This is a genomic window from Pseudomonas sp. ANT_J28 (assembly GCF_008370005.1).
Classification (GTDB): domain Bacteria; phylum Pseudomonadota; class Gammaproteobacteria; order Pseudomonadales; family Pseudomonadaceae; genus Aquipseudomonas; species Aquipseudomonas frigoris.
The window spans coordinates 152,177-167,201 of the sequence record NZ_VOBM01000008.1; the positions used below are offsets into that span (position 1 = coordinate 152,177).

Consider the following 15,025-nt stretch of genomic DNA (forward strand, 5'->3'; position numbering starts at 1 on the left):
AAAGAACGCAGTCGGACGGGAGCCAGCCAAGGCTGGCGCTGCCGCGACATTAGTGATCTTGGGGAAAGAGCGTCAATTCGATAAACGCGACTCTGTGCGTTTATCGAACAGCTTAGGCGAAGAGTTGCGCGCTGAGGTCGCGACTCGCGCTCAGAAGGCCGGGCAGGAAACGTTGTTCCAGCTCGTTGCGGCTGACTCGGCCGGCGTGGGTACTGACATTTAGCGCCGCGACCACTTGGCCGGAAGCGTCGTACACCGGAACGGCAATCGAGCGCAGGCCTTGTTCCAGCTCCTGATCGACGATGCACCAGCCTTGCTGCCGCACCTCTTGCAGGCATTCGAGTAACGCCTCGGGGGTGTGCAGGGTTCGGCTGGTCTTGGCTTGCAGCTCTGCATGGTCGAGGTACTCGCGCAGTGACGTATCGTCCAGCGCCGCGAGAAGAATCCGCCCCATCGAGGTGCAATAGGCCGGCAGACGTCCACCCACCGACAGGTCAACGGAAATCAGTCGCTGGGTGGTGGCCGAACGAGCGATGTACAAGATGTCATCGCCCTCCAGAGTGGCCATGTTGCAGGCTTCATGAAGTTGCTCACTCATGCGGTCCAGGTAGGGCTGAGCGGAAACCGCCAGCGGCGTCGAGGACACATAGGCATGGCCAAGCGTAAGTACTTTTGGCAGCAGCGAATACGTGCGGCCGTCGGTGGTGGCGTAGCCGAGTTTGATCAGCGTGTGCAGGCAACGTCGCACAGCGGCGCGGGGAATTTCCGTGCGGTGACTGATCTGTGCGATGGTGAGATGACGTTTGCGCTCCTGGAACGCTTGCACCACGGCCAGGCCACGGGCCAGGGATGTCATGAAATCCGGGTCACCGGTCAGTGCCTGGATCCGCTTGGCGGGCGAGGCAACGATCGGCGGCGCCACTGAAGCGAAGGAATTGCGCATTTGATCGTTCATATAAGGTCCTTTTCCCACACGGTTCAGCGGCTATTACAAGCGTCAGCCGGTCCCTCACACAACCCCGGACAGCCAAGACTGTTCGATTATCGAACCGTCGACCGATAATCGCAATCGGACCAGCCGATTATTCAACGGGCTTTCACCTGTTTTTACACTGGCTCTGACGCAGACTAGAAGGGTCGATGTAATTGTCCTAACTTGTTCGACTTAATGGCGTCAGAAAGGCATCACTGTAACGTCGTTCCGCCGTACGACCTAGTTAGCCGTATCAAGTTGCGAGTAACAAAACAATCACACATCAAGACCCACTTTTAACTCTTTGGCGATAGTGTTCTTCGAATCGACCGCTATAATGCAATTCAGTGGTGTCCGGTTTTTAATTGCCGATTCCGCCACCGGTAGCGCGATGTTCCATCGCCGTTACCCGCAGCAAGCGCCTGACATTATTTCATATGCTTGGCCAAGGCGTTCGCTGGAACAGGAACTGATGCTACGTCAGCTGTTTATCTCTGGTGCCGTGGCCGCCTGCAACATGGAAGTAATTGATCGCAATGCCGTGAAAAATGATCCCTTTGCGGGTCTTGTCCTTTCGGCGAGCGTGGTCAAATACATTTGATGCAGCGCGTTTCACCAGAATTTATCTCAACTCAATCAGGTAGCACTGTGACGAAAGACGAACTGCGCGCGGAACTTGAGCGCAAGGAACAACGTTACAAGGAAGTTTACGGCGGGGAAGTCACCACCTACGCCGCTCAGCCCGAACCGGAACGCAAACCCTGGCGTAAACGCGCCACCGTTCAGGATCAGGCTTTCACTCAAGAATTGCAGAAAATGGAAAAGGAACTCAAAGCCGAAGAGCCATAAGCCGTCGCCTGAATCCTTTCAAGGGTCTGCGTCTGCACCCGGTAAAAACGGGATGTATCGATGATGCCTTTCGCGCCCGCTACGAGCGGGCAGCGGCCACCTCACCCACCGGATGAGGCAAATGGCGCATGTCTGGCCCTCTTTTCAGATATTTCACACAAGCGTTAAAACCTCTTGCTCCTACGAGAGGACGCCTTGTGGCTGCGGCCTTTTCAAAGAAACTCAATGACTTGCAAAACCCAGTAAAAACCTGGGGCTTGGGGTGCTGCCACAAATTAATTCATTGAAGAATGTTACCGATGAGCACCTAGTGCATCGATTAGCAGTCTTTTCTGGCATAATCGCGCCCCCTTACGACCGGGTCAGAAAACCTTCATGATCGATTTATTCAGCGGACTAGATGCTTGGGTGCTTGTGAGCCTCTTGCTCGCCCTGGCCTTTGTCCTCGCCTTCGAGTTCATCAACGGCTTTCATGACACCGCTAACGCGGTGGCCACTGTTATCTACACCAAAGCCATGCCGCCTCATCTGGCGGTGTTCTTTTCCGGTGTGTTCAACTTTCTCGGCGTGCTGCTGGGCGGTGTGGGCGTGGCGTATGCCATCGTCCACCTGCTGCCGGTAGAGCTGCTGATCAATGTGAACACCGGTCACGGGCTGGCCATGGTGTTCTCGTTGCTTGCCGCCGCCATTACCTGGAACCTGGGCACCTGGTACTTCGGTATCCCCGCCTCCAGCTCCCACACGCTGATCGGTTCGATCCTCGGTGTCGGCCTGGCCAACGCCCTGATCAACGACATTCCGTTGGCCGATGGCGTGAACTGGCAGAAGGCGATCGATATCGGTGCCTCCCTGGTGTTCTCGCCGATGGCGGGCTTCCTGGTCGCCGCACTGATATTGATCGGCCTTAAATGGTGGCGTCCACTGTCGAAGATGCACAAGACGCCGGAACAGCGCCGCAAGATCGACGACAAGAAACACCCGCCGTTCTGGAACCGCCTGGTGCTGGTCATTTCGGCCATGGCCGTGAGCTTCGTGCACGGCTCCAACGATGGCCAGAAAGGCATCGGCCTGATCATGCTGGTGCTGATCGGTATAGTGCCGGCGCAGTTCGTACTCGACCTGAGCAGCACGACTTACCAGATCGAGCGGACCCGCGATGCGACCCTGCACCTGAGTCAGTTCTACAAGCGCAATGCCGAAACGCTGGGTGAGTACCTGGCCCTGGGCAAAAGCGTGGAAGGCGATCTGCCGGAGAAGTTCCGTTGCAACCCGCAACAGACCGAGCCGACCATCACCGCCCTGCTCGGCACCCTTAAAGGTGTAGCCGACTACCACTCGCTGCCGTCTGAAAGCCGCATCGAAGTGCGTCGTTATCTACTCTGCCTGGACGACACGGCGAAGAAAGTCGGCAAGCTGCCTGGCCTCAACGCCCGTGAAAAGGCTGACCTGGACAAGCTGCGCAAAGACCTGACAACCACCACAGAATATGCCCCGTTCTGGGTGATTCTGGCGGTCGCTCTGGCACTCGGCCTGGGCACCATGGTCGGCTGGAAACGCGTGGTTCTGACCATCGGCGAGAAGATCGGCAAGCAAGGCATGACCTACGCTCAAGGCATGTCTGCACAGATCACCACCGCATGCATGATCGGCCTGGCCAACATCTTCAGCCTGCCGGTTTCCACCACCCACGTCCTGTCGTCGGGCGTGGCCGGCACCATGGTCGCCAATAAAAGCGGCCTGCAAGGTGGCACCGTCAAAACCATCCTGCTGGCCTGGGTCCTGACCCTTCCAGCCACAGTGGCCCTATCGGCCGGCCTGTTCTGGCTGGCGTCGAAGGCACTGGGCAGCTGATGTATCGCGGCTAAAAAAGGCGCGTTCCGTGAGGTTCGCGCCTTTTTATTGCCGGCATTTCGGTATAGATAGATTTTCAGACACAAAAAAAAGGGCAACCGAAGTTGCCCAAAATGCCTTGCGTGCTCATTGCTTCCAGAAAGACCTACGGTTTGCGCTTATGCGAATCCTTCCAGATAAAAAATCCAAACCCTGCAAAAAACAGAACCATGAGGCCGACTGTCAGCACTCCGGCGATCACCACGTTGTCGAAAAACATGACTGGCCTCCTGCACTTGCCTTGTTGCGATGAGGCTAAGTTAACCAATCAGACAGGAGAAGAAATTGACCGGGATCAATGTCGCCCGAGACTGGGCGTAAAGGAGGGGAAATAACTGACCTGCATCAACCGATGCAGGGTGTTTCAACGCTTTTTCGGTTTGTTCTTCGGTTTTTTCTTCGCTTTACCCAACGGCATGGCGTGCTCGAACGCTTGGCGCACTTCGTTCAGGCGCTTTTCATTAAGGTCATGAACCCGCTTGGCGCGTTCGGCATTGAGGTCGATCAGTTTGTCGTCTTGGCTCATGGTGCTCAGTACATCGTTTGGCAGGTTTGTCGCAATAATGAGGTCTGGCAGCAGCGCTGACCAGCCGCAACCTCAAATCTGGATATCGACCCACAACCCTTGGCGCGGCTGATCTTCCATCAACGGCGCGACCGGCACGGTGTTGTCGGCATTAAGCTCGTCACCGGGCACCGCCAGATGTTCCTCGGGATCTTCATCCGCCTCACGGCGGCGTCGCTCCCGCTCTTGCTTGCGGCGCTGTTCCTCGCGCAGCTGAAACGCCGCCTCTTCCGGATCGCGCTGTTGCAGGTCGATGGTGCTTTCGCTGGAACTTTCCTGCACCGGCACCACGGGGGGAATATCCGGCCGCTGACGAATCGGATCCTGCTGTGAGGTGATTGGCACGGCACTCAAGGGGAGCATCGGTGGCAGCATAATTATTAGTCTCCTGTCAGCAGGCTGTCGGCTGCGGGGATGCCGACTTGAGCCATCGGTCGCAAACTGTGACCCGTTTGGCACGAATAGGTGCCCCGACCTGCAAGCGCTGCATCGTTGGACTAACGTAAGACTGCGAGTTTTTATGAGAGTCCTTTGGCCCTGAAGCCCTCATTCCGTTAAGATAGCCCGCTTTTTCAAGGTGGGAGTCAGGCAGCATGGCGCAGCAGTATCAACCGGGGCAACGCTGGATCAGTGACAGCGAAGCCGAGCTGGGTTTAGGCACCGTTCTGGCACAGGACGGCCGCTTGTTGACCGTGCTCTACCCGGCCACTGGCGAGACTCGCCAGTACGCGCTACGGAATGCGCCCCTTACCCGCGTGCGGTTTTCGCCGGGTGACTCGATCACTCACTTCGAAGGCTGGAAACTGACCGTACAAGAAGTCGACGACGTCGACGGCCTGCTGGTTTACCACGGCCTCAACGGGCATAACGAAGTGGTTACCCTGCCGGAAACCCAACTGTCGAACTTCATTCAGTTCCGTCTGGCCAGCGATCGTTTGTTCGCTGGGCAGATCGACCCGCTGGCCTGGTTCTCACTGCGATACAACACCCTGGAACACACTAGTCGCCAGTTGCAGTCCGCGCTTTGGGGCCTCGGTGGCGTGCGTGCGCAACCGATCGCGCACCAGTTGCACATCGCCCGTGAAGTCGCCGACCGCATTGCGCCGAGGGTTTTGCTGGCAGACGAAGTGGGCCTGGGCAAAACCATCGAAGCCGGTCTGGTGATCCATCGCCAACTGCTCTCGGGCCGCGCCAACCGCGTGCTGATCCTGGTTCCGGAGAACCTGCAGCACCAGTGGCTGGTGGAGATGCGCCGCCGCTTCAACCTGCAAGTCGCGCTGTTCGACGAAGAACGCTTCATCGAAAGCGATGCCGCCAACCCGTTCGAAGACACCCAGCTCGCGCTGGTTGCACTCGAGTGGCTGGTGGAAGACGAGAAGGCCCAGGACGCACTGTTCGCCGCCGGTTGGGACCTGATGGTTGTCGACGAAGCCCACCACCTGGTGTGGCATGAGGACAAGGCCAGCCCGGAATACTCGCTGGTAGAACAACTGGCCGAAGTCATTCCCGGCGTTTTGCTGCTGACAGCGACCCCGGAGCAACTGGGTCAGGACAGCCACTTTGCGCGTCTGCGCCTGCTCGACCCGAACCGTTTCCATGACCTGCACGCCTTCCGCGCCGAGAGCGAAAACTATCGCCCGGTGGCCGAAGCCGTTCAGGAGCTGCTGGACAAGGGGCGCCTGTCGCCTGAAGCGCACAAGACCATTCACGGTTTCCTCGGCAACGAAGGCGAGGCGCTGCTGGCCGCTGTCAACGATGGCGACATCGAGGCCAGCGCCCGTCTGGTCCGCGAACTGCTCGACCGCCACGGCACCGGCCGCGTGCTGTTCCGCAACACCCGCGCCGCCGTTCAGGGCTTCCCGGAGCGCAAGCTGCATCCGTACCCGCTGCCGTGCCCGGACGAATACCTCGAATTGCCATTGGGTGATCACGCCGAGCTGTACCCGGAAGTCAGCTTCCAGGCTCAGCCGGACGCCAACGAAGAAGAACGCTGGTGGAAATTCGACCCGCGCGTCGAGTGGCTGATCGACACGCTGAAGATGCTCAAGCGCACCAAAGTACTGGTGATCTGCGCCCACGCCGAAACCGCCATGGACCTGGAAGACGCCCTGCGCGTGCGTTCCGGCATCCCGGCCACGGTGTTCCACGAAGGCATGAACATCCTCGAGCGTGACCGCGCCGCCGCCTACTTCGCCGACGAAGAATTTGGCGCGCAAGTGCTGATCTGCTCGGAAATCGGCAGTGAAGGTCGTAACTTCCAGTTCTCGCACCACCTGGTGCTGTTCGATCTGCCCTCGCACCCGGACCTGCTGGAGCAGCGTATCGGTCGTCTGGACCGGATCGGCCAGAAGCACATCATCGAACTGCACGTGCCGTACCTGGAAACCAGCCCGCAAGAGCGTCTGTTCCAGTGGTACCACGAAGCGCTGAACGCGTTCCTCAACACCTGCCCGACCGGCAACGCCCTGCAGCATCAGTTCGGCCCGCGCCTGCTGCCGCTGCTGGAAAATGCCGACGACGGCGAGTGGCAAGCACTGATCGACGAAGCCCGCGCCGAGCGCGAACGCCTGGAAGCCGAGCTGCACACCGGCCGCGACCGCTTGCTGGAACTCAATTCCGGCGGCGCTGGCGAAGGTGATGCACTGGTCGAGGACATCCTTGAGCAAGACGATCAGTTCGCCCTGCCGATCTACATGGAAACCTTGTTCGACGCGTTCGGCATCGACAGCGAAGACCACTCGGAAAACGCGCTGATCCTCAAGCCGAGCGAAAAAATGCTCGACGCCAGCTTCCCGCTGGGCGACGACGAAGGCGTGACCATCACTTACGACCGCAATCAGGCGCTGTCTCGCGAAGACATGCAGTTCATTACCTGGGAACACCCGATGGTTCAGGGCGGCATGGACCTGGTCTTGTCCGGTTCCATGGGCAACACCGCCGTGGCGCTGATCAAGAACAAGGCGCTGAAACCTGGCACCGTGTTGCTCGAACTGCTCTACGTCAGCGAAGTGGTTGCCCCGCGCTCGCTGCAACTGGGCCGTTACCTGCCACCGGCCGCCCTGCGCTGCCTGCTCGATGCTAATGGCAACGACCTGTCGGCCCGTGTGTCGTTCGAAACCCTTAACGATCAGCTGGAAAGCGTGCCGCGTGCCAGCGCCAACAAGTTCATCCAGGCCCAGCGCGATCAGCTGACGCCACGGATCAACGCCGGCGAAGAGAAGATCTTCCCGCGTCACGCCGAGCGTGTGGCTGAGGCGCAACGTCGTCTGGCCGCCGACACCGACGAAGAACTGGCGCGCCTGACCGCGTTGCAAGCGGTCAACCCGACGGTGCGCGACAGCGAACTGATTGCCCTGCGCAAACAACGCGAGCAAGGCCTTGCCATGCTCGACAAGGCTGCGCTGCGACTGGAAGCGATTCGGGTGTTGGTGGCGGGCTAAGTCCCCTGCTCTGCCCCGCTAAAACAAAGAAGGCCCGCAGTGATGCGGGCCTTTTTTTGTCTGCTTGATTGTTGCTGTGCTGCTGATGGCCTCTTCGCGAGCAAGCCCGCTCCCACATTCGACCGCATTTCTCCTGAAAGAACTCGGTCAACTGTGGGAGCGGGCTTGCTCGCGAAGGCTATCATGCAGTCACCGCAGCCCCCACAGGCTCAACCACCGCCACCAACCCTTCCTTCATCCGCTTGGCATCGCGCACAAAACACCGCGAAGCCAGGAACAGAAACACCATGGTGAAAAACAGCGCCACCGGGATCAAATACATCGCGTCATGCAAGCCGACAGCCTTGAACGCCTCGGTCATCTGCTCGGCACCGGCCGAGAGCATCGCCGTATGCGCAAAGTGGTCGGACAATGCGCCCACCACCACAGGTCCCAAACCACCACCCAGCAAATACAACCCGGCAAAGAACAGCGCCATGGCCGTAGCCCGCAAGCGCGGCTCGACGACGTCCTGAATGGCGGTGTAAACGCAGGTGTAGAAGTTGTAAGCAAACAGCCAGCCCACACTGAACACCGCCACAAATACCCCGATCTCGATCCGCCCGGAATGCAGCGCCCAAGCCGTGCACACCGTCGAGATGATCAAGCTGAACGCGGCAAACAGCAGTCGCCCATTGGCCACCCGCTGGTGAATCTTGTCCGCGACCCAACCGCCCACTGTCAGGCCGAACAACCCGGTCACGCCGACGATCACCCCGGTCGCCACCGCCGCTTCCTGTAACGGCATCAGGAAATAGCGCTGCAGCATCGGCACCAGAAACGAGTTGCAGGCATACGTGGCGAAGTTGAAGCACAGCCCCGCCATCACCAGCCACAGGAAAGTCGGCACCGCCAGCACCCGACGGATCGGCCGGTCTACGCGCTCCTGCGAGACTTGCACACTCTCTGCGGCGCCGCGTTTCGGTTCTTTGATGTAGAACATGAAGACCGCCAGGATCAGCCCCGGCACTGCCGCGATAAAGAACGGCGCGCGCCAGCTGTCGAACGCCTTGACCATGGCGCCGATGGTGAAGAACGCCAACAGCAACCCCAGTGGCAAGCCGAGCATGAAAATGCCCATCGCCCGCGCCCGACGGTGGGCCGGGAACAGGTCGCCGATCAGAGAGTTGGCGGCCGGTGCGTAACTGGCTTCACCGATGCCGATGCCCATGCGCACGATCAGGAAAGCCCAGAAACTCCCCACCAGTCCGTTGACCGCTGTCAGCCCGCTCCACGCCGCCAGGCCCCAGCCCATCAATTTACTGCGCGAACCGGTATCGGCCATCCGTCCCAGAGGCAGGCCGGCAATGGCATAAACGAGGGTGAATGCGGTACCGATGATCCCCAGCTGAAAGTCGCTGAGGTGCCATTCCATGCGGATCGGTTCGATGATGATGGCCGGAATGGTGCGATCGAAGAAGTTGAACAGGTTGGCCAGGAACAGCAGGAACAGAATGCGCCAGGCATTCGCCGCTTGGGTCGAGTTCTGCATGGGTCCGTCTCTTTTATTGTTATTGGGGCTTCACTGCCAGCGCATCCGAGCCCGGAACCTGCAATCTAGTCAGGCCCGCCAAAGCTGTCTGTCATTATTTGTAAAGCTGATATCCGCCCATGGAAGATGTCGCAGTTGATGCAAATTTATTTCTAAACGATCTAACGCTCATTCCAAAATGGTTAGGGCCAACTTGCCACTATCGTTTGCACTCTAAACATGCCTTCTATACTCCAAAGCATTCGCCAGCGTTCATGGCGCCAGCCAGGATGACAATGGGGCATGCTATGGAGTGGCTTGGTTTGCATTTCATTACCGAGCCGATGGCGAGCGGCCAGGTAATACTCAACTGCACACATGACCCTTTTCTGATATTGCTGGCGTATTTGGTCGCCTGTGTCGGCAGCTTTGCCACATTGGACATGGCCGAACGGGTCGGTCACTCGGAACAACCCGCCTCGCAGCGGCTCTGGCGCTGGGTCGGTGCCGGTTGCCTGGCGGGCGGGATCTGGGCCATGCACTTCATTGGCATGCTAGCGTTTCAGGCTCCGATCGACATTCAATATGAATTGCCCATCACCCTTCTTTCTCTGTTGATCGCCCTGCTCGCCTCGTGGCTGGCCATGCATGCTCTCAGTCATCCCCGCCTGAGTTTTTGGCAATATCTCCAGGCTTCGATCTGCATTGGCCTGGGCATTGCCACCATGCATTACGTGGGCATGACCGCCATGCGTTCGAGTGCGATGGCCTATTACCAACCAGCGCTATTCGCCCTCTCCATTGTGATCGCCATCGGTGCCAGCCTTGCAGCCCTGCTGATATCAAGTCATCTGCGCGACGGCACCGGTCTGTTCCATCAACTGTTCAAATACAGCGCCAGTCTGGTGCTTGGGGCAGGCATCATCAGCATGCACTTCACGGGCATGGCCGCCTTCAATCTGGTGCTGCCCGCCGACAGCCTCCAGCCGCTGCCCGGCGAAAACAATCATCTGCAACTGGGTCTGACGGTGGCGGTCATGACGCTGTTGATCATCGGCAGCAGCGTCAGCGCGGCGCTGGCGGACAAGAAGCTGCAAAACAAGGAGCGCGACCTGCAACGGGTCAACGCCCTGCTCAGTCAACTGGACCAGGCGAGGATGTCGTTACAACAGGTGGCGCACTACGACCCCCTGACCAACCTCATCAACCGCCGTGGTTTCAACCAGATCTTCGCCGAGAAGCTCATGGAGAAAACCAACGAAGGCGGCATGCTGGCGGTGCTGTTCCTGGACATCGACCATTTCAAGCGGATCAACGACAGCCTCGGCCATGATGCCGGCGACGAATTGCTCAAAGTATTGGCCAGCCACATCAAGGGTTCGGTGCGCAGCCACGAAGATGTGGTTGCGCGTTTCGGCGGAGACGAATTCTGCATCCTCATCGGCCTGCACGATCGTGAAGAAGCGCGGCACATGGCCCAACGCATCATGCTGAAAATGCAGGAGCCCATTGAGCTGTCCGGGCGGCGCATGGTCATGACCACCAGTATCGGCATCAGCTTGTTTCCGCAAGATGGCAAGACCTGTGAAGAGTTGCTGAAAAACGCTGACCTGGCGCTGTATCAGTCCAAGGACAGCGGACGCAATGGCCTGAACTTCTTCAGCGAAGACCTGAAAACCCGCGCAACGCTGGAACTGCAACTGGAAGAAGAACTACGCCACGCCCTGCGCGAAAACACCGGGCTGATGCTCTATTACCAACCGATCTACGACCTGAAAACCGGCCAAGTCAGCAAGCTTGAAGCGCTGATCCGCTGGCAACATCCGGTTCACGGACTGCTGGCACCGGACCGGTTCATTGCCATCGCCGAGGCCAACGGCCTGATCGCCGAACTGGACCACTGGGTCCTGCGCAAAGCCTGTGAGGATCTGGGCGAGTTGTCGCGTCAGGGTTGCGAAGAACTCCACATCGCCGTGAACTGCTCGCCCCTGAACCTGGCGCGCGAAGAATTGGCCGATGAAATCGAACACGCACTGCGACGCGCCGGAGTGGCGCCGCAGCGGCTGGAACTGGAAGTGACCGAGAACGCGTTGATGGGCAACATCGCCAACACGGCGGTGTTGCTGCGCCAGATTCGCGCCCTCGGCGTTTCGCTGTCGATTGACGACTTCGGCACCGGTTATTCCTCTCTGGCCTACCTCAAGCGCCTACCACTCAATACGCTGAAGATCGACCGCTCGTTCATTCAGGACATTCCCAAGGCCACCCAGGACATGGAAATCGTTCAAGCGATCATCGTCATGGCCCACACGCTGCATTTGCAGGTGGTGACCGAAGGCGTCGAAACCCTTGAGCAATACGAGTTTCTGGAGCGTAACGGCTGCGACTTCGTGCAGGGCTACTTGCTCAGTCGTCCAGTACCGCTCGCGGAATTGCGTCCCGTGCTGAGCGAAATCAACCAGCGCAAGCACCCGCACAGTGTCAGCCCTTTGAGTCTGGCTCGCGGTACAACTGCACTAGCGTCGACGGATCTTTTTCCAGGAATCCCTGGCTCCCATGCAGGCGCATCAATTGTGCGGCCAGTCCACTGATCGGCGTGGCCGAGCCTTGCTCACGGGAAAACTTCACCGCGGTGTCGAGGTCCTTGAGCAGCGTGCGCACATGCCATTTCACCGGTTCGAAATGGCTTTCGGCCATTTGCGGAGCAAGAATCTGCAACGGCTTTGAATCGGCAAACCCGCCTGCCAGAGCCTCGGAGATCAGACGGGCGTCGACCCCGGAACGCTCGGCCAACGCCACGACTTCAGCGATAACCAGCGCGTTGCAGGCGACGATCATCTGATTGCAGGCCTTGGTCACCTGCCCCGCTCCGACGGCGCCCATGTGGGTCACGCGCTGGCCGAGACTCAACAGCACAGGCCTGACGCGCTCAAGATCCGCCGTTTCACCGCCCACCATGATCGCCAGGCTGCCAGCCTCGGCACCAACCACTCCGCCGGACACCGGCGCATCCAGCCAGCTCATGCCGGTTTGGCTGACCAGCGCTGTCGCCATTTCCCGCGTCGCGGTAGGTTCCAGGCTGGAAAAATCCACCAGCAATTGACCGCTTTTCCCACCCTCGGCAACCCCGGCCGGGCCAAACACCACTTCACGAACCACCGACGTGTCCGCCAGGCACAACATCACCACGTCGGCGTGCTGGCACAGCTCAGCCGGCGTGGCGACTTGTCGAGCACCGGCCTCGACCAGCGGCGCGCACTTGGCTGGATTGCGATTCCACACCGTCAGCGGATAACCCGCTGCCAGCAAGCGCCGGCACATTGGCAAGCCCATCAGGCCGACCCCGGCAAACCCGAGCGAAGGTAACGATGCCATCATCTGGCCTCCTTTTGATTAAAGATCATCGAATATTGGCCGATTCATCATGACTTAGGAAAGGATTCCCCCGAGCGATGCTCAGGCCAAGGCCCTGACGCTTGGGCCAAATACGCGCTGAAAAAAGACGCAAGATCCCATCCGTGATGGTTCGACGACATCGTGTCGCTCAACCAACCAGCCCAGGTACATGGCGCACAATGACTTCTAAAAACAATCCGGCCACTGCGATATCCGATCTGACGTTGAGCCCCGCGGCGAACAGCCCTGCACCGTCGAAGCCATTGACGCCATCGCGCCCGTTATCGACTCAGCAATACCTGTACTTCACCGAAACCAATACCGACCGCATCCTCGATAACCTCGACGGCCTGCGCGACATGGTGTTCCCGCGCCCACCGCATCTGGACGGTGACAGCGAACAGCACAGCGATCAGGAATTCCCGTCCGTATGCCTGATCGGCCTGGGCCGCTGCGGCTCGAACATCGCGCTGGACGTCGCAGAGCTGGTGTACAACGCCCGCAAGTTCTACCTCAACGAATTCAACAACGAAGATCGCCTGTCGCCGGACAAGCGTTTCGCCGAAAAGGGCTACAGCCCGGCACAGTGGATTCGCAACAACCTGCGCCTGGGGCCGAACAAGGCCACCAAACCGGTGTTCCTGGTAGAACCGCTGGTCATGCTCGGCGACCTGGACAAAGACATCGCCGGCCGCATCCGTTTCTCGCGCAAAGGCGAAAAAAGCGGTTTCCTGCGCGACTACAGCAAAATGAAGATCATGGACTTGTCGGAAGTCCACGCCGGTGGCGCCGGTAACGCGCCGATCCTCGGTCAGTACCTGGCCAAGATCATCCTGAATAAGGACACCCAGCGTTTCTCCAGCCCTGACTGGAAGATGATTCACTCGTACCTGATCGACAGCTGCGGGATCAAGGCCAACCAGTCGCGCCTGTATTTCTCGATCTTCAGTGCCGGCGGCGGTACCGGTTCGGGCATGGCCTCGGAATTCGGCCTGGCCCAGCAGCACTCGTACATGAACAAGACGTTCGACACCAAGCCGATGGACGAGCACGACGGTAAGAGCGGTCATTCCTTCGTCTTCGAGCCAATCTTCACCAGCGGCATTTGCGTGCTGCCGAATATTTCCGATCACCGCAGCGAAATGTCCGAAGCGCTGCACATCAACGCCGGTCGTCTGCTGTGTAAATACCTGTCGGAAGAGTGGGACTTCTCTTACAACTTCGCCAACGAAGACAGCAGCGAAGCCAGTGTCATGGGCCGTATTCGCCCATGGAACGCCATGATGCTGATCTCCAACGACATCATGCGTTATGCCGAAGAAAGCGATGACGGCAACATCCAGAACATCGACGTCAACGCGATGGAAAAGCACGCCAACCAGTACATCTCACAGCAGATCTTTAACATTCTGACGGCTCAGGCAGTCACCACCGACTACGACCAGAACTATTTCCGCCGCGCCGGCATCGACATTGGCGAAACCATTCGCCTCGACGCCAACGACCTGTTCATGAGCCTGGCAGGCCCCGTAGCGATTGCCTACGCAGAGTCCGTGGTGCCGGAAACCCCGCCGCCGAGCAGCGACAAATTCAAGGTGTTCGAGAAAGAGCCGCAGCGCCTGAACATCGACGATCTGTTCTTCCGCTCCATCGACTTGCCGCACTTCAACAAAGTGACCCAGGCGATCGAAGGCATCAGCCTGTTGCCGATCGAATCCAAGCGCTATCGCGCCTCGCTGGAGCAGTACAAGAATTCGGGGTATGACGCAGCCGCCTTGCACGACCTGCACTTCTTCAAGAACTGCTCGTCGGTGGTCTCGATTGTTTCGTTGCCGAAGGACTACAAGCTGTCCTACATGGACCTGAACCGGTTGAAGACTCACCTTAACAGCCTGTTCCCGAACACCACGCTCAAGCGTTATGCGCTGGTCATCGGCGCCTCGGCCAACCTGTCGTTGACCACCCTGATCGCCAAGAGCCCGTGCCTGTCGGACGATTTCCTGACGCTGATCGTGGCCTTCATCAAGCGTTGCTTTGCCAAAAACCCGTACCGCTTTGACGAGACTCTGGATAACTCGATCCTGGACTTCATCATTAATGAAGAGTTCGACGAAGACCGGATCGACGAGCTGCTGAATGAGTTCGAGAACCCGGCGAAGATCCTCGACACCAACTGGTACGCAATCAAACCGATGTACGAAAAGAAGTACCGCGAGTTGATCAACGACAAAGACAAGTTCGTCTCGATCAATGACATTCGTCTGTCCCGGGATTGCGTGAAGAAGGCGATCAAGTACTTGCGCGAGATTTATCGTCACCGGATTGGCAAGACCAAGGTTATTTCGCTGAATAACCATACTGGCAAGACGTTCTCGGTCTGACACAAAACCGCGTCGCGGCCA

General features: G+C 58.7%; 12 protein-coding genes. 6 read left to right on the plus strand and 6 right to left on the minus strand.

Features of this window, described 5'->3' with window-relative positions; all coding sequences use genetic code 11:
• Positions 1–112: 112 nt before the first annotated feature.
• The gene (gene pcaR, locus FQ187_RS07920) at positions 113–955 is read right to left on the minus strand and encodes a pca regulon transcriptional regulator PcaR (RefSeq protein ID WP_008147316.1); all 843 of its coding nucleotides are present in this window, start codon (positions 953–955) and stop codon (positions 113–115) included.
• A 355-nt stretch (positions 956–1,310) separates the two neighbouring features.
• Here pcaR and FQ187_RS07925 point away from each other — a divergent pair, with 355 nt between their 5' ends.
• From FQ187_RS07925 to FQ187_RS07935, 3 genes are all read left to right on the plus strand, one after another.
• Positions 1,311–1,574: a hypothetical protein gene (locus FQ187_RS07925; protein WP_149629040.1), complete on the plus strand. Its 264-nt coding sequence runs from the start codon at positions 1,311–1,313 to the stop codon at positions 1,572–1,574.
• 47 nt (positions 1,575–1,621) lie between these two features.
• Positions 1,622–1,822: a hypothetical protein gene (locus FQ187_RS07930; protein WP_149629041.1), complete on the plus strand. Its 201-nt coding sequence runs from the start codon at positions 1,622–1,624 to the stop codon at positions 1,820–1,822.
• Between the two features lie 375 nt (positions 1,823–2,197).
• Positions 2,198–3,673 carry an inorganic phosphate transporter gene (locus tag FQ187_RS07935; protein WP_149629042.1) on the plus strand — a complete coding sequence of 492 codons (1,476 nt, stop codon included), beginning with the start codon at positions 2,198–2,200 and terminating at the stop codon, positions 3,671–3,673.
• A gap of 145 nt (positions 3,674–3,818) precedes the next feature.
• On the opposite strand, the gene ccoM is transcribed toward FQ187_RS07935, so the two are convergent.
• The 3 genes from ccoM to FQ187_RS07940 form a co-directional block, all read right to left on the minus strand.
• Positions 3,819–3,932: a cytochrome c oxidase subunit CcoM gene (ccoM, locus tag FQ187_RS30710; RefSeq protein ID WP_010462558.1), complete on the minus strand. Its 114-nt coding sequence runs from the start codon at positions 3,930–3,932 to the stop codon at positions 3,819–3,821.
• 144 nt (positions 3,933–4,076) lie between these two features.
• On the minus strand, positions 4,077–4,238 hold the full coding sequence (locus tag FQ187_RS29915; RefSeq protein ID WP_095128014.1) for a hypothetical protein: 162 nt from the start codon (positions 4,236–4,238) through the stop codon (positions 4,077–4,079).
• A 72-nt stretch (positions 4,239–4,310) separates the two neighbouring features.
• Positions 4,311–4,652 (minus strand): aspartate-semialdehyde dehydrogenase, encoded by a 342-nt coding sequence (locus tag FQ187_RS07940; protein ID WP_149629043.1) that lies wholly within the window; start codon positions 4,650–4,652, stop codon positions 4,311–4,313.
• 218 nt (positions 4,653–4,870) lie between these two features.
• On the opposite strand from FQ187_RS07940, the gene rapA reads away from it, so the two are divergent.
• The gene (gene rapA, locus FQ187_RS07945) at positions 4,871–7,717 is read left to right on the plus strand and encodes an RNA polymerase-associated protein RapA (protein WP_149629044.1); all 2,847 of its coding nucleotides are present in this window, start codon (positions 4,871–4,873) and stop codon (positions 7,715–7,717) included.
• Positions 7,718–7,898: 181 nt separating this feature from the next.
• Here the strand turns inward: rapA and FQ187_RS07955 are convergent, their stop codons facing one another.
• On the minus strand, positions 7,899–9,248 hold the full coding sequence (locus FQ187_RS07955) for an MFS transporter (protein ID WP_149629046.1): 1,350 nt from the start codon (positions 9,246–9,248) through the stop codon (positions 7,899–7,901).
• 287 nt (positions 9,249–9,535) lie between these two features.
• On the opposite strand from FQ187_RS07955, the gene FQ187_RS07960 reads away from it, so the two are divergent.
• Positions 9,536–11,818 carry a bifunctional diguanylate cyclase/phosphodiesterase gene (locus FQ187_RS07960; RefSeq protein ID WP_149629047.1) on the plus strand — a complete coding sequence of 761 codons (2,283 nt, stop codon included), beginning with the start codon at positions 9,536–9,538 and terminating at the stop codon, positions 11,816–11,818.
• Here FQ187_RS07960 and FQ187_RS07965 read toward each other — a convergent pair.
• Positions 11,709–12,605 carry an NAD(P)-dependent oxidoreductase gene (locus tag FQ187_RS07965; protein WP_149629048.1) on the minus strand — a complete coding sequence of 299 codons (897 nt, stop codon included), beginning with the start codon at positions 12,603–12,605 and terminating at the stop codon, positions 11,709–11,711. The two genes, FQ187_RS07960 and FQ187_RS07965, sit on opposite strands and share 110 nt — an antisense overlap.
• 197 nt (positions 12,606–12,802) lie before the next feature.
• Between FQ187_RS07965 and FQ187_RS07970 the strand changes: the two genes are divergently transcribed.
• Positions 12,803–15,004: a hypothetical protein gene (locus tag FQ187_RS07970; RefSeq protein WP_134418812.1), complete on the plus strand. Its 2,202-nt coding sequence runs from the start codon at positions 12,803–12,805 to the stop codon at positions 15,002–15,004.
• Positions 15,005–15,025: the final 21 nt, after the last annotated feature.